Annotated in this window: 12 protein-coding genes; 4 read left to right on the forward strand and 8 right to left on the reverse strand. The window is 43.4% G+C overall.

Annotated features, from left to right (window positions below; all coding sequences use genetic code 11):
* Positions 1 to 153: 153 nt before the first annotated feature.
* A complete protein-coding gene (gene dusA / locus ACEO2X_RS11575; RefSeq protein ID WP_180073137.1) occupies positions 154 to 1152 on the reverse strand; it encodes a tRNA dihydrouridine(20/20a) synthase DusA in 999 nt (332 codons plus the stop codon).
* A gap of 231 nt (positions 1153 to 1383) precedes the next feature.
* Here dusA and ACEO2X_RS11580 point away from each other — a divergent pair, with 231 nt between their 5' ends.
* Positions 1384 to 2028, forward strand: coding sequence for a hypothetical protein (locus ACEO2X_RS11580; RefSeq protein WP_004974903.1), 645 nt, complete (start codon positions 1384 to 1386; stop codon positions 2026 to 2028).
* A 28-nt stretch (positions 2029 to 2056) separates the two neighbouring features.
* Here ACEO2X_RS11580 and ACEO2X_RS11585 read toward each other — a convergent pair whose 3' ends face one another.
* Complete coding sequence (locus ACEO2X_RS11585) at positions 2057 to 3247, reverse strand: MFS transporter (RefSeq protein WP_096901400.1); 1191 nt, start codon at positions 3245 to 3247, stop codon at positions 2057 to 2059.
* A gap of 94 nt (positions 3248 to 3341) precedes the next feature.
* Positions 3342 to 4265 carry a DMT family transporter gene (locus tag ACEO2X_RS11590; RefSeq protein WP_279186053.1) on the reverse strand — a complete coding sequence of 308 codons (924 nt, stop codon included), beginning with the start codon at positions 4263 to 4265 and terminating at the stop codon, positions 3342 to 3344.
* A gap of 880 nt (positions 4266 to 5145) precedes the next feature.
* Between ACEO2X_RS11590 and ACEO2X_RS11595 the strand changes: the two genes are divergently transcribed.
* The 3 genes from ACEO2X_RS11595 to ACEO2X_RS11605 are packed head-to-tail and all read left to right on the forward strand — an operon-like array spanning position 5146 to position 8057.
* Complete coding sequence (locus ACEO2X_RS11595; protein WP_004974923.1) at positions 5146 to 6273, forward strand: Re/Si-specific NAD(P)(+) transhydrogenase subunit alpha; 1128 nt, start codon at positions 5146 to 5148, stop codon at positions 6271 to 6273.
* 11 nt (positions 6274 to 6284) lie between these two features.
* Complete coding sequence (locus tag ACEO2X_RS11600) at positions 6285 to 6608, forward strand: proton-translocating transhydrogenase family protein (protein ID WP_004974924.1); 324 nt, start codon at positions 6285 to 6287, stop codon at positions 6606 to 6608.
* Positions 6609 to 6611: 3 nt separating this feature from the next.
* Positions 6612 to 8057 (forward strand): NAD(P)(+) transhydrogenase (Re/Si-specific) subunit beta, encoded by a 1446-nt coding sequence (locus tag ACEO2X_RS11605; RefSeq protein WP_104852534.1) that lies wholly within the window; start codon positions 6612 to 6614, stop codon positions 8055 to 8057.
* A 281-nt stretch (positions 8058 to 8338) separates the two neighbouring features.
* Here the strand turns inward: ACEO2X_RS11605 and rsfS are convergent, their stop codons facing one another.
* The 5 genes from rsfS to ACEO2X_RS11630 all read right to left on the reverse strand — a co-directional run bounded on the left by rsfS (position 8339) and on the right by ACEO2X_RS11630 (position 14411).
* Positions 8339 to 8740 carry a ribosome silencing factor gene (gene rsfS / locus ACEO2X_RS11610; protein ID WP_004974926.1) on the reverse strand — a complete coding sequence of 134 codons (402 nt, stop codon included), beginning with the start codon at positions 8738 to 8740 and terminating at the stop codon, positions 8339 to 8341.
* Between the two features lie 75 nt (positions 8741 to 8815).
* On the reverse strand, positions 8816 to 9610 hold the full coding sequence (locus tag ACEO2X_RS11615) for a hydroxypyruvate isomerase family protein (RefSeq protein WP_096901402.1): 795 nt from the start codon (positions 9608 to 9610) through the stop codon (positions 8816 to 8818).
* Between the two features lie 45 nt (positions 9611 to 9655).
* Positions 9656 to 10522, reverse strand: coding sequence for an NAD(P)-dependent oxidoreductase (locus ACEO2X_RS11620; RefSeq protein ID WP_131260560.1), 867 nt, complete (start codon positions 10520 to 10522; stop codon positions 9656 to 9658).
* A gap of 90 nt (positions 10523 to 10612) precedes the next feature.
* Entirely contained in the window at positions 10613 to 11398 is a 786-nt protein-coding gene (locus ACEO2X_RS11625) for a crotonase/enoyl-CoA hydratase family protein (RefSeq protein WP_004974929.1), read from the reverse strand.
* Between the two features lie 196 nt (positions 11399 to 11594).
* On the reverse strand, positions 11595 to 14411 hold the full coding sequence (locus ACEO2X_RS11630; protein ID WP_131260559.1) for an ATP-binding protein: 2817 nt from the start codon (positions 14409 to 14411) through the stop codon (positions 11595 to 11597).
* Between the last annotated feature and the right edge of the window lie 229 nt (positions 14412 to 14640).

Genomic DNA, 14640 nt, shown 5'->3' on the forward strand with positions numbered 1-14640 from the left:
ACCCATCTTTATTTTCAGGGGATACAAAATAAGCAAGGTCTTGCTCTACTTTCTTTAAGCTTTCAGTCAAGTATTTCATTGCAAGTTTTTTTAAAATTTAATACCTAAATTGTATATGTTTGACTATGTGTCAATATAATTATTTTCTATAAATCACTCTTTTGAATAGTCTTCCGTACGCTGCATTGCTGCTTGAATATTGACCAATGCTTGCTCTACATCTGCAAATGTTTTGGCATTGCCGCCACTTAGTGCCTGACGCCATTTACGTGCACCTGGCAGGTTTTGGAATAAACCTAAAATATGGCGGGTAATGACAGAAAGTGGTGCACCTTGTTGTAGACGTTGTTCAATATACGGCAACATGCGCTGCATAATTTCAAAACGGTCAGGTAATTCTAGCCCCCATAATTGCCCAAGCTCTGCCAGTAAATAAGGGTTGTGATAGGCTTCACGACCAATCATCACCCCATCGACATGCTTGAGGTGTTGTTGGGTTTCGGCAAACGTTTTAATTCCACCATTAATTTCAATTAACAATTCGGGGCGGTCTTGTTTTAGGCGATACACATCCTCATAACGCAGAGGCGGAACTTCGCGGTTTTCTTTAGGCGATAAACCTTGTAATAAGGCAATTCGGGCATGCACGATAAAGTTATTGCAACCTGTTTGAGCCACAGTATCCACAAAATGCAGCATCTCTGCATAAGAGTGCATGTCATCAATCCCGATGCGATGTTTTACGGTCACAGGAATATCAACCGATTGACGCATGGCGGCAATACACTCTGCAACCAAGTCTGGTTCTGCCATTAAACACGCACCAATTTTATTGTTTTGTACTCGATCACTTGGGCAGCCAACATTCAGGTTGATTTCATCATAACCCCAGTCTTGTGCCATTTTACTGCAGGTCGCAAGGTCTTTCGGATTTGAACCGCCCAACTGCAAGACAATAGGATGTTCTTCTTTGCTGTAATCTAAATGGCGCTTGGCATCACCAAATAAAATTGCGCCAGTGGTTACCATTTCAGTATACAGAATGATATTGGGGTTAAATAAACGTGCAAAAAAACGGTAATCGCGGGTAGTCCAATCCATCATAGGGGCAACCGAAATGCGAGGTTGTAAAGTTTGGATGGCACGTGTCATAACCCACCTGAATTGAAAAACAAAAGCACAAGACCGCGCATTATACGGGGTTTAAGTGAAAATCGACAGTATCCCCAACCCACATCCATTGGCATTAACTTTGCTTTGTTCGCTATGAACAAAGCAGCGCAACCGTAGATGCTAAAGCGGAACTGCTCAGTATTTGTATGCGTAGCCGTTTTTTAGTATGTTGAAAAGATAACGATAACGCAGCATAAGAGGGAAAATAAAATGTTGGTATTAGAAGAAATTTATCGAACTAAGAAAAATGAATTTTCAACGGCATTTAATTTACGCATGCAGCGCAGTTTAAGTTGGTGGAAAAAAGCCATTGAGTTTCATGATGATGTCGATATGCAATTTATGACAGCATGGGTGGCGTTGAGTGCCTTGTATGCGCAAGGTCAAACGGCAGAGCATACACAACAGACCTTGCAGCAATTTGTGCAGCGTATGTATCAAAAAGATGTCGATCAGCGCATGGCGAGAATTATTTGGGAAAAATATCCACAAAGTTTAGAGGTGTTGCTGACCAACCCTTATTTGTATCAAAGTTTTTGGGATTGGCGTAATCAAAAAATGACTGAAGCTGAATGGCGTGCAGATTATGAAGCAGAGAAACAGCAGATTATGCAGGCATTGCACATCCATGATTCAGCTACAATTTTGGCATGTTTGTTTAAGCGCTTATTGACGTTACAGCAGCAACTTTTACAAGGTGGTGCAACTTATAACAGTGCAATCAACCGCAAACAACTCAGCCATGCCAATACTTTACTGTGTGCGTTGATGCCGTGTTTTATCCAAATCTTATTGGAAAATTTAGAAAATGTGGAATTGAGTCAGCCATTTTACCCTGTGATGCAAATGTCTTAAGCGACTTGCTTGATTGTAATCGCAGCGTTTAAGGCATGGCGGTGTGTTGACGTTGATGCTGCCAGTCGAGTAGGGCAAAGCTCATTGCGGCGGTAACAAAACACAAACCAACTAGGCAACTCCATAACCATCCACCGTGTTGCCATGCATAGATTCCCAAGGCAGAACCACAAGCACCGCCAGTAAAATAACTGGTCATATAAATTGAGTTAATCCGCGATTTGGCATCGGGGCGTAAGCGAAAAATTACATTTTGGTTGCTGCTGTGTACGGTGGCAAGCCCAAGGTTAATTAAGCCAAAACCAAGAATATAGCTCCATAAGCTAAATTGTCCGTTGTATAGAAAGACCCAACTGATTGCCAATAGCGCCAAACCACCCCACGTCAGCGCTGTAACATAGCCACGATCTGCAATTTTCCCCACGTGTTTGGTCGAAAGAGCACCGAATACACCCACCATTGCCACAATGCCCACCATAAAGTCAGCTAAGCCAAAACTGGATTTGAGTAATACTGCAATGGTGGAAAACAACACGCTCATCGCTGCAAAAGCAAACGCACCGAGCAAGGCACGATAGACCAAACGACGTTCTTCTAAAATGAGTTTGCCCATAGACTGAAACACGGCCAAATAGCTGAGTTTGCTGGTTGAGATAAAGGGTAAGCGTGCTTTGAGTACCGCGGCAATGCAAAGCATCAGCACACCGCTAATCAGGTAAATCACTTTCCAATGGAATAAGTTGGACAGCAAACCTGCCAAACTGGTCGAAAGTAAAATACCGACCAATAAACCACTCATCAATAAACCGACCACTTCACCCATTTTTTCAGGTTTTACGGTCATGGTGGCAAAGGGAATTAAGACTTGTGCCGCCACAGAAAACAGCCCTGTGATAATCGTGCCAATCCATAGCATGCTTAAATTGCTGGAAAAGGCACATAAAAATAAGCCAATCGAGGCCAAAAACATCAATAGGGGAATGAATTTGGTTTTATTGACAATATCGCCCATAGGCACAATAAACAATAAACCCAGTGCATAAGATACTTGTGCAAAAGTCACCGTCAATGCCACTTGGGATTGCGGAATCTGGAAAGATTGATGAATCGAGTAAATCAGCGGTTGGCAATAATAATTGGCCCCCGCGCATAGGCCACAGGCAATCGCCATCAACCAGAGCAGGGTTTTATCTTGGCTGATGTCGGGTGCAGTGTTCATAATTATCCTAAGGTCAATGGTAAAACGGGGTTGCAGTAGCACAAAGATTGAATCCAATATTCAACTTCATTAGTGGCAGGATGTCGCCTTTAACTTATTGAGAGAACTTGTTTTTGGACAAGGTGATCATCATCACGCCTACAATATTGAGCATGCAGCCGAACCATTGTATGCCATTTAGATGTTCACCTAAAAATGCTGTGGCCAATAGAATCGTCAAGATGGGGCCAATTGAAGCAATCATGGCCGATTGTGCCGCACCTAAACGGGCGATACTGTGCGCCATGAGTAAGGTGGGCAAGACTGTGACAAATATCCCTAAAGCTATGCCATAGCCCAGCACTTCTACAGGCAGTTGTTGCACCAGTCCCAGTGGATTCGGTGTGACCAAACTGTAATGCGTAAGCGTACCGATGCAGGCAATACTTAAAGCCAGACCTGTAAAATTCCATGAACCAAAATGCTGAATCAGGCTTTTGGTCAGCAATAAATAGCCTGCAAAACACACTGCACTGGCGAACACCAAACTACTGCCTAACCAAAAATACGTGTCATGTGGGGTATTGCTCTGTTCCTGTAACATCACAATCACTGTTCCACCATAACTCAGAGCAATTGCAAACAGACTCAGCCAGCTAAGTTTCTGCCGATACATTACGCTCGAAGCCAGAACGGTGAGCGTTGGATATAAAAACAGAATAATGCGTTCTAATGAAGCGCTAATGAACATCAGCCCTAAAAAATCCAGCCAGCTAGAAAAATAATAGCCCATCAGACCTGCAAATATTATTAGCAGCCAATTGCGTGTAGAGATGTTGCGACTGTGATGGCGATTGAGCCAACAAATCAGCAAGAAGAAAGGCAGGGCACTTGCCATGCGCAAAGCCATGAGTACGGTTGCATCGACCAACGGTGAAAGTGCATAAGCCTGTTTAATAAAAATGGCTTTGGTACTAAACAAAAAGGCTGCAAATAAGGCAAAGATGGAGCCCCATTGTGTGGCGTTAAGTCTGATCATGAAAAATGCTGTCGAGCAAGGTGGATGCAAGAAAAGTGACACATGCCGCGCACACAAATGCAAGTTGCATGATGGATAAAGACAGATGCGACTGCATGGATAAAGCTGTGTGCTGTATTTGAGCAAGCATAGCCGATTTTATGCAGATGGTCTGCTTGAGATGGCACAAATTTTGTGAAAAGTAGAGTAAATGGGGTTTGCACGATAATGGTGCAAATTAGCTAAAAATGTTGCAAAACAGAGAAAATCCATCATCAGACTAAATGACGCACAAAAAAAATGAAAAAAATAGCAGCACTTAACTTAGACCTGAGTTGAATAAATTCAAGCTTCTTTTAAAAGTTTTACTGTTTCAAATATTCGATTTTACTCATAAGGCAAAGGTAGGTTTTTCTAAGGTTTTCAGATGCGCAAAACACTTCTAAATTGAACCTTGTTGTGCGGTGTAAAAATTGTCAAAAAAGTCAATTTGGTGTTTAAGTTTTTGCTTTTAGCGCTTAAATGTATAGATATGCAATCTTTTAGCGCTAAGTCGGATTTTCCCAATTAAGTGAAATGCGTGTCAGAATGATCAATGCTTAATTCATTTAAATGTGGTCAACTGCAAGCTCAAAGCATCGCTTTTTTTCTTTTAGACACGTCAAATCGAAGTTTTGCTGAATAATTAGACTTATATTCAAGAAGCAAAACTTATCAATTATATCTCGCAACAATATTTTTATGAATCATCAGTTCAAAATATGGGTATTTATTAAATAAATATTGGGTGGTAATTTAAAAATGTTGCATTAGAATCCAAAAATTCAACAAAACTTATCCTGAGGGGAAAGCATCGTTATCCACGATGTTGACTTAAGAAAAACTAGCTTGAGGAACGCTCATGCAGATCGGAATTCCAACCGAAACTGTTGTCGGTGAAAATCGTGTCGCTGCGACGCCAGAAACAGTAAAGAAGTTGATTAGCGCGGGTCATAGCGTAGTCATTGAACGTGGTGCAGGCGTAAAAGCCGCTTATATCGACAGCGCTTATGAACAAGTAGGCGCGACCATGACAGATGATGCTTATCGCGGTAGCCAAATGATTTTGAAAGTTCGTGCCCCAAAGGGTGAAGAAATTCAAAAACTTGCACCGAACAGCACTGTGGTGGCGATGTTTGATCCTTACCGCAATACTGAATTAGACCAATTTGCTGCGGCTCAGGTGTCTGCATTTGCTTTAGAGCTTTTGCCACGTACCTTGTCGCGTGCGCAAAATATGGACGTGTTGTCATCACAAGCCAACTTGGCAGGTTATAAATCTGTGTTGTTGGCTGCAGCAGAATATCAACGCATGTTCCCAATGTTAATGACGGCAGCGGGTACTGTAAAACCTGCGCGTGTTGTGATCATGGGTGTGGGTGTTGCTGGTTTGCAAGCCATTGCAACAGCGAAGCGTTTAGGTGCTGTAGTCGAAGCAACTGACTTGCGTCCAACGGCAAAAGATCAGGTGGAATCTTTGGGTGGTAAGTGGTTAGACGTACCAATGTCTGAAGAAGAACAACAAAAAGCTGCCGATGCTGCCAAAAATGGTTATGGCTGGATGCCTGGTGAACAATACATTAAAGACCAAGCAGTGATTGTCGATAAAGCCGTTTCTAATGCGGATATCGTGATTACCACTGCGTTATTGCCGGGTCGTGATGCACCGCGTTTAATCAAAGCGGAAACTGTGGCAAAAATGAAGCCGGGTTCTGTGATTTTAGATATGGCAGTCGAAACGGGCGGTAACGTCGAAGGTTCACAATGCGGTGAAACTGTAGTGACTGCCAATGGTGTGAAAATTTTGGGTATTCCAAACATTCCATCGACTGTATCGACAGAAGCATCTGCACTATATGCGCGTAATGTGTTGAATTTTGTTGAAACATTATTTGATAACGACAAGAACTTCGCATTGAATCCTGAAGAAGAAATTCAGAAAGCGTTGCTGGTCACTCATAACGGTCAAGTGCTGTTAAAGCGTGGTTAAGGAGAATTCTCATGGTTGAAACAATTACGATTTTTGTCCTTGCCATCTTCGTAGGTTACTACGTGGTGTGGGGGGTAACACCTGCGTTACATACGCCATTAATGGCAGTAACCAATGCACTTTCTTCAATCATTATTGTCGGTGCGATGATTCAAACTGTTGGTCTACCAATCATGGGTGTAGAAGGCAGTGTCGATTTCCAAACCATTAATGTGGTGAGTGTACTGGGTGCGATTGCTGTGTTCTTGGCAAGCATCAATATTTTCGGTGGTTTTGCAGTGACTGCACGTATGCTGGAAATGTTCAAACCAAAAGCAAAGAAAAAAGAGGGCTAATGCATGGAATTTATTCGTGAATATGCAGACTGGTTCTATTTAATCGGGGCTGTGCTCTTTATCTTAACTTTACGTGGTTTGTCTGGGCCTAAAACTGCGATTGCGGGCAACCGTTACGGCATGATCGCAATGGCGATTGCAGTCTTGACTACATTCTTTGTGGCAGACAATCCAGTTGTGTGGATGATTCTGGCAGCTATGGCAGCAGGTGCGGTGGTGGGTATTGCCCGCGCACGTACGGTGCCAATGACTCAAATGCCTGAAACTGTAGCGTTAATGCACTCTTTAGTCGGTTTGGCTGCAGTTTTAATTGCGATTGCTGCGATTATTCATAACAACAAGTTGATTGAACTTGGTCCAGACTTGTTGGCTACAAATGGCATTACTTTCCATGAAATGAGCAAAGTTCATTTATTTGAATTGTTTGTGGGCTGTTTCGTGGGGGCGATTACCTTTACTGCATCTGTTTTTGCATACGGTAAATTGGCGGCGAAGAAATGGGCAAAAACTATTTCGGGTGCATGGGTAAAACCTGTTCAGGCGTTAATTTTCCTTGCCATGCTCGGTTTTGGGATTCACTTCTTCCTGAGCGGCAACATGACTTCATTCTGGGCAATGACAGGTTTAGCATTGGCATTCGGTTGGGTATGGATTGCACCAGTGGGTGGTGGTGACATGCCAGTTGTGGTGTCATTGTTGAACTCGTTCTCAGGTTGGGCGGCAGCAGGTATTGGTTTCACACTTGAAAACAACATGCTGATTGTTGCAGGCTCATTGGTCGGTTCTTCAGGTGCGATTCTGTCTTACATCATGTGTAAAGCCATGAACCGTTCAATCATCAACGTATTGTTTGGTGGTGCGATGGGCGGTGCAGCAGCACCAACGGCAGCAGCGGGTGCGCAAGTACAACGTAACTACCGTTCAGGTTCTGCTGATGATGCTGGCTTCTTGATGTCAAATGCAGACAGCGTAGTAATTGTACCGGGCTATGGTATGGCGCAAGGTCGTGCACAGAATGCGGTCAAAGAATTGGCCAACTTGTTAAAAGAGCAAGGTGTAACTGTTCGTTTTGCGATTCACCCAGTGGCAGGTCGTATGCCGGGTCACATGAACGTATTACTTGCAGAAGCAGACGTACCGTATGAAGACATCTTAGAAATGGACGAAATCAACTCAGATTTCCCTGCAACAGATGTGGTGTTGGTGATTGGTGCAAATGACGTAGTTAACCCTGCGGCAAAAGACGATCCAAACTCGCCAATTTACGGCATGCCAATTCTTGAAGCGCATAAAGCACGTACCATTATGGTCATCAAGCGCTCAATGGCAACAGGTTATGCGGGTCTAGACAACGACTTGTTCTATAACGACAAGACCATGATGATCTTTGGTGATGCCAAGAAAGTTGTGGAAGATATGACTAAATCAATCAACGGTACAGGTCACTAAGACACTGTTTCCAGATATGAAACCGCCTTCGGGCGGTTTTTTTTATGGCTGATGTAAAGTGGTTAATTGAGATCAGGCAGATTGAGTTTGGGCGAGTTTTATAGGATTGGTTTGAAGCAATGTATTGGGTAGGGGATGATATAAACCAATATTTGGTGGGTAGATTAATGCGATATAAAAATGATTAGGGATATGAGCTTCAAAAGATCTGCATTAAAAAAGCGACTTATTTGAAAGTCGCTTATTGTGTATCTTTAAGGCTGCTCAAGTGAGCTGTTGTATTAAGCAACAGACTCAGGCGTAGTGCGCCATAAGCTTTCTAGGTCGTAGAATTTACGTGCTGTTGGTAGCATTATGTGAACCACTACCATACCAAGATCGACCAAGATCCATTCTGCATCACGTTCACCTTCAATACCAATTGGGCGGAAGCCTGCTTTGCGCGCTTCTTCGGCAACATTGTCGGCAAGAGATTTTACGTGGCGAGTTGATGTACCGCTAGCAATCACAATGGCATCTGAAACATTGCTGATGCTGCTGACATCAAGTTCAACAATTTCTTTGGCTTTTACATCAAGGAGAGCTTCATGTACAACTTTAAGACAAGTTTGTACGTCATGCTTTTGGGTATTCATTGCAAGATCGTGAGAATTAGAAGCGCCGGGCGATGGTTCTAAATTCATGGGGTGTATAATTTCCTAAAATTATTCATCGTCTAATATAGCTGTTTTAGCCTGAAATTTCAAATCGGTTTAATTTTAACCACTTTGATTTGAGGGAAAGTATTTGTCTTTCCATGCAAATGATTGATTTGACGCCAGACTTGGGCGGTATTCTGCAGCGATATAGCCTGAATAAGCACTGTGCTGTAACCATTTGAAAATAGTAGTATAGTCTAGCTCGCCTGAATCGGGTTCATGGCGTCCTGGATTGTCGGCAAACTGGATATGACCAATATCCTGAATGTTTTCTTGCAATGCGCTCAGCACATCTTCACCCATCATCGCCATGTGATAACAGTCGTATTGCATTTTAAGAGCAGGATGTTTGACTGCTTCTAGCATCTCTTGAGCTTGCGCAATATTTTGTACTAAAAAGCGTGGCATGTCGGTGCCATTAATCATTTCAAAGACAGGCTGAATATGATGTTGAGTGAGCATCGAGCAGGCCAGTTTTAGGTTTTCTGCCAGTGTGTTTAAGCAAGGCAGTAAATCGGCATCGACAGGTTGTTTGCCTGCCAAAATATTGACGCTAGGGACATTTAATGCCGTGGCATAGCGGATGGCTAACTCTAAGGCATGATGAAATTCAATCTCTTTTCCGGGTACGCCCGCCAAACCATTGCCGCCTTGCATGAGGTCACCCGCAGGGACATTGATTAAACACAGGCTGAGTTGGTGGAGTGTGAGTTGGGTTTGAATCTGCTCAATACTCAGCTCATAGGGAAATTGAATTTCAACATGCTGAAAACCATGTTCGCGTGCAAGGGCAAAGCGTTCAATTAAAGGCACTTCGGTAAAAATCATCGACAGATTAACCGCCAGTTTAGACATGCAGGTGCTCCTTGCAGGCAAAGGTTGGATCAGGAATCAAGCCGATTAAGCTTCGACCTGATGAATAATGGTGGCTAAATCTGCTTCTGCAAAACCCTTGGCTTGATGGGCTTGCAGTTGTGAAAGGGCTTTTTCTGCCACAGGAATCTGTAACTGAAATTGCGCTGCCAGTTGTAAGGCATTGTTTAAATCTTTAGACAGGGTTTGGACTTTCCATTGCACAGGCTCAAAACTGTGAGTTGCCATACGTGGAGTTAAAATCTGAAACGGTTTCGAGTCGGCAAAACCACCCGCCAAAGCAGGTGCAAGTAAACGGGTGTCTACGCCTGCCTGTCCTGCTAAGGCAACAGCTTCGGCAATTAGGGTGCTGTTGGCAGCAACAATCAGTTGGTTGCAGATTTTAGTGGCTTGTCCTGTGCCTGTTTCGCCCATACGGGTCACACGTTGTGACAGCACATCATAAATCGGGCTTAATTTTTCGATGGTGTTTGCATCACCCCCTGCAAAAATCACCAAACTACCTTGTTCGGCTCCCGCAGTGCCTCCCGATACAGGTGAGTCAATCCATGTGACCTGTTTGAGGTTGGCTTGCTGCGCTAGCTTTTGGGTTTGATCTACAGACAAACTGGAAAAATCGACAATGACTTGTTGAGCAGTCAAAAAAGGCTCAATTTGATCTAATACAGCTTGGACGGCATTATCATCGGCAAGGCAACTCAAGATCACTGGATATTGTCCGATCTCGCTCAATTGCAGCGGTTTTGCCCCCAGACTGAGCACAGATTCGCAAGCCGCAGGGCTACGATTCCACACCGCGACCTCAAAACCTGCCTGAACTAAGCGGGTTGCCATGCGCGTCCCCATAAGTCCCATACCTAAAAAAGCGATTTTTGTGTCACGATCAAAATGCATAGCGCTGATTCTCCATTTTTGCCTACAGTACAAGTCTGGCTTGAAATGTCAATTTAGCCTTTGGTCAAAGTCTGTTGTGTTTGAACTGAATCAAAACTGACGCGGTGCAAAGGTCACTTCAGGGTTCTTGTCCTTTTTACGTGCCAGTTGGCTATTTTTACCCAGCAATAATTTTAATTGCCAAATTTTTTCTAAACGTAAAGATTTATTTGGCGCATGTTCCATAGCATCCAGCACTTGTTTGGCTGCAGCCAATGCATCTGGGGAGCGTTGTGCAATTTCTTCAGCAAGGGCTTGTGCTTTTTGTAAGGGGGTTGCATCTAAATGCGTGACCAAACCAATTTCTTTGGCATAGTTGGCATCAAAAATACGCGCAGTTAAAGTCAGCTCTTTGGCAAGGTCTAGACCGATTAAACCTTTTAAAGAACGGCTTAGCCCCATATCAGGCACTAAGCCCCAACGGCTTTCCATAATCGACATTTGTGTGTCAGGATGCGCGATACGAATATCTGCGGCCAAGGCCAATTGCATCCCTGCACCAAAACAATAGCCTTCAATTGCAGCAATTACAGGTACAGGCAATTGTTGCCAAACGAGAAATGCTTTTTGAAACAGGCTTTGCCCTGGCTTAATTAACTCCCAAGCCGCAAATGCACGGTTTTGTGGATTGTTGAGGTCGGCCAAGTCAATGCCTGCACTAAATACCTTTGCTTCGCCTGTTAAAATTACACAACGTAAGCTGCGGTCTTTTTTAAGTTTTTCGGCAGTCCGCACCAATTCTTTGAGTAGGGCAAAACTCATGGCATTGCGTTTGTCTGGGCGGTTCAGGGAAACTGTGGCGATGCCATTATTTTTTTCGATACGAAGTAAGGTCATGATGTGAGCTCTTGTTTTTACTGGGCAAAGCATAACATGGGCAGCAGTGCGATAAATGACAGCAGAGTCACGGCAAAGCCTTGCGACCTTGCCTTTGATTACGTGACTTTTTTTTGTGAATAGTGCTGGGTGAGTCGTGCTTACAAACTGTATCTTCTCGTTGAGGCGTTCGCGGTGAATGTCACTTTGATGTTGGCTAACTCACCGCATTGTGTTTGGTAAAAATGTGTTCTGCCGCATGTTCAACTTGCTGTATACAGGTTTGTAATTCCTGATAACGGTTTAAGACCTCTTGCACAAACAGATCATCGGCTTTACGACGTTCTTTACGTAAGGTCGAAACAAACTGTTCAAATGAGCCTGTTACTTCTTGCAGGTTCGGTGTGCCAACATAGCGGGTCGCACCATACAGACGATGCAACACATGCTCGAGTTGTGGGAAATCTTCCAGTTCAATCAGCTGTTCAATTTCATGTAATTCTGTGGCAAAGCTATCCACTAGCATTTTCAGTAAATCCACTGCAAGGTCTTCTTTGTTGGCTGCCAGCATTAGGCTTTGTTGCCAATCCAACACCTGTGGATCTAGCGCTTCAATCACAATGGCTTTATCGACTGCAGGTGGCTTATTAAAACTTTGCGTGGTCCAATGGGTTAAAATTTGGATGATTTGTTCAATCTGAATCGGTTTGGTGACATAGTCATCCATACCGACTTTGAGTAATTTTTGCTTTTCATCGGCAAGAGCATGCGCGGTGAGGGCAATAATAGGTAAGCGTTTGTGATTTTCCAAAGTCGATTCTAAAGAACGAATCGCACGGGTGGTATCTACCCCCGACATCACAGGCATTTGAATATCCATAAAGATCAGGTCAAATGGTTGCTGTCCCTGCTCAATGCGTTGCTGCAAAATCCCCAAAGCTTCCTGACCACTTTGCGCTTTGGTGGTGGTCACATTCAGTTCGCCCAACAAGGCTTCGAGTACAATCAGGTTTGGTAGATGGTCATCCACCGCTAAAACGTGCAGGCCTTTACCATCAAATGATGCAGACTCCTGTTCATCAAAACTGTTTTCATTGTTGAGTAAGTCAATTAAGGCTGAACGACTGAGCGGTTGATACAAAGCGCGCGCACGATATTCATTTAACAGACTTGGGTCTAGCGCCATTTGATAGCCATACACTGCCAAGTTACCTTGATAACGGGTACGAATTTCTTTTAATAAAGCTTCGGTGTCGCCACTATGATCAACAATCAACCAAGTATTGTCTTGCAGGTCGGATACATCTTTTAAGCGGCTAAATAAATCTAAAATTGAAGCGGCTTCAATATGTCGCACCGCATAATTTTCAAGATAATGACGCAAGACATTCGCTGTGGCAGGGTGCGCCAAATACGACACCACCTGAATCTCTTTAAAGTTTGGATGCTGCTGTGCATGCGCTTCATCTACCGCAAACATGGCAGTAAACCAGAAGGTCGAGCCTTTTTCGGTTGGGGCGCGTTCCTGATTGTCTTCAAAGCCAATTTGACCTTGCATCAAATGCACCAACTGTTTGGAAATGGCCAAACCTAAACCTGTACCACCAAATTGACGCGTGACCGAAGTATCACCTTGAGAGAAAGACTCAAACAATTTTTTACGGTCTGTACCGCTTAAGCCAATGCCACTGTCTTGGACGCTAAAGTGAATTAAGCATTGTCCAATATCGTCATGTTCTACCCGCGCCCGTACAATAATTTCACCATCGGGGGTGAATTTAATCGCATTGGAAATTAAATTGGTTAAAATTTGCTTGAAACGTAAAGCATCGCCCAGCACATATTGCGGCACGTTATCGGCAAAATAAAAGGCCATGTTGATGTGTTTTTGCGCAGCCAAAGGCGAGAGCATATCCATCACATCAAAAATGGCTTCTTCTAAATCAAAGGGTGCGGTATCCAGTTCCAGTTTGCCTGCATCAATTTTAGAAAAATCCAATACGTCATTAATGAGTGCTAAAAGATGCGCCGATGATTTACGAATGGTCTGTAAATATAAATTCTGTTCATTGCTAAGATTTTCCTGACGCAATAACAGGTGAATAAAGCCATCAATACTGTTCAATGGTGTTCTGAGTTCGTGACTGATGTTGGCTAAAAATACCGATTTAGACTGGTTGGCAGAAATCGCTTGGTCACGTGCCTGACGATAAGTGATGTTTTGCACTTCCAAAGTATCGAGGGTGCGGCGCAAGTCATCTTCGGTTTGTTCGGTATGTTCTTTGAGTTCTAAAAAGCTGAAATGCAGGCGTTTTACCACATTGGCAATATCCCGCTGCAGTAAGCGTAATTCGCCAGTACTGTTAATGACCATGTGTTGATCGAGCGTATCGGCATTCAGGCGTTGTAGCTGCATGCGAATTTCATACATGGGTGCAATCCAGCGTCGTGAATAGAAATTCAGACACAGCAATAACAACAACAGGGTCAGCAAGCCTGTGGCAATTAATACAATCATGACCCGATAACGGGCAATTTGTAATGGCTGATTGTCCAGTTCAATCAGCAACCATGCAGGACGGTTGATGTCTTGCTGAATTTGCATGCCATACACATGATTATTTTTATACAGAATTGGGCCAAAAAAATCGGCATTTTTAGGGAATTTGGGCCATTCGGCTTGGTCTTGAAAGCCCATGCTTAAACGGCGTGTACCAGAAGCATCAATCAGTGCAGTACGAATCAAGTGCTTTTCGTTCATCATGTTTTGCATAAAAGTACGTGCTTCTTCGTACTTCCACGGAAAGCTAGCCAGTTGATGCAAAGCTGCTTCAGATGGCAACTCAAAACGGGTCAAAATCGCAATTGCCATTTGTCGCTGCTGTGCTTTTGCGGCATTCGAGGTTTCAGATAAAACTAGCATCGTGCCGACGCATGCCAAAACCATAATTGGCACAAAAATAAGTGCAATCAGCTGTCCATAAGCATGATTTAAATGTAAGCGCTTAAATAACTTTTTATTGATATTTGACATGGTTAACGCAGTTTAATCCCTATGTTTGGCAGTTTAGCATGCTTTATCAAATGGAGCGTAAAACTCAGTCCTTCAGGTCAGAGATATAAGCGACACGACATGAAGTGTCGTTTGATTTAACTAAGGACTATTTTCCTTGAGTTTTGATTGTTAATATAAGTACATGAAAACCCTTAAATTACGTATAAAAGACAAACATTGCAAGGTGTTAGACCAACTAGCATCAGAA

This window comes from Acinetobacter sp. AL9 (assembly GCF_041464035.1).
GTDB classification, from domain to species: Bacteria; Pseudomonadota; Gammaproteobacteria; order Pseudomonadales; family Moraxellaceae; genus Acinetobacter; species Acinetobacter towneri.

Bases quoted from the DNA above. Each gene is read 5' to 3' on its own strand.
- rsfS (WP_004974926.1), bottom strand. From the start codon at position 8,740: ATGAATTTAGAACCATCGCCCGGCGCTTCTAATTCTCACGATCTTGCA.
- dusA (WP_180073137.1), bottom strand. From the start codon at position 1,152: ATGACACGTGCCATCCAAACTTTACAACCTCGCATTTCGGTTGCCCCT.
- ACEO2X_RS11580 (WP_004974903.1), top strand. From the start codon at position 1,384: ATGTTGGTATTAGAAGAAATTTATCGAACTAAGAAAAATGAATTTTCA.
- ACEO2X_RS11620 (WP_131260560.1), bottom strand. From the start codon at position 10,522: ATGCATTTTGATCGTGACACAAAAATCGCTTTTTTAGGTATGGGACTT.
- ACEO2X_RS11600 (WP_004974924.1), top strand. From the start codon at position 6,285: ATGGTTGAAACAATTACGATTTTTGTCCTTGCCATCTTCGTAGGTTAC.
- ACEO2X_RS11625 (WP_004974929.1), bottom strand. From the start codon at position 11,398: ATGACCTTACTTCGTATCGAAAAAAATAATGGCATCGCCACAGTTTCC.
- ACEO2X_RS11590 (WP_279186053.1), bottom strand. From the start codon at position 4,265: ATGATCAGACTTAACGCCACACAATGGGGCTCCATCTTTGCCTTATTT.
- ACEO2X_RS11605 (WP_104852534.1), top strand. From the start codon at position 6,612: ATGGAATTTATTCGTGAATATGCAGACTGGTTCTATTTAATCGGGGCT.
- ACEO2X_RS11585 (WP_096901400.1), bottom strand. From the start codon at position 3,247: ATGAACACTGCACCCGACATCAGCCAAGATAAAACCCTGCTCTGGTTG.
- ACEO2X_RS11615 (WP_096901402.1), bottom strand. From the start codon at position 9,610: ATGTCTAAACTGGCGGTTAATCTGTCGATGATTTTTACCGAAGTGCCT.
- ACEO2X_RS11630 (WP_131260559.1), bottom strand. From the start codon at position 14,411: ATGTCAAATATCAATAAAAAGTTATTTAAGCGCTTACATTTAAATCAT.
- ACEO2X_RS11595 (WP_004974923.1), top strand. From the start codon at position 5,146: ATGCAGATCGGAATTCCAACCGAAACTGTTGTCGGTGAAAATCGTGTC.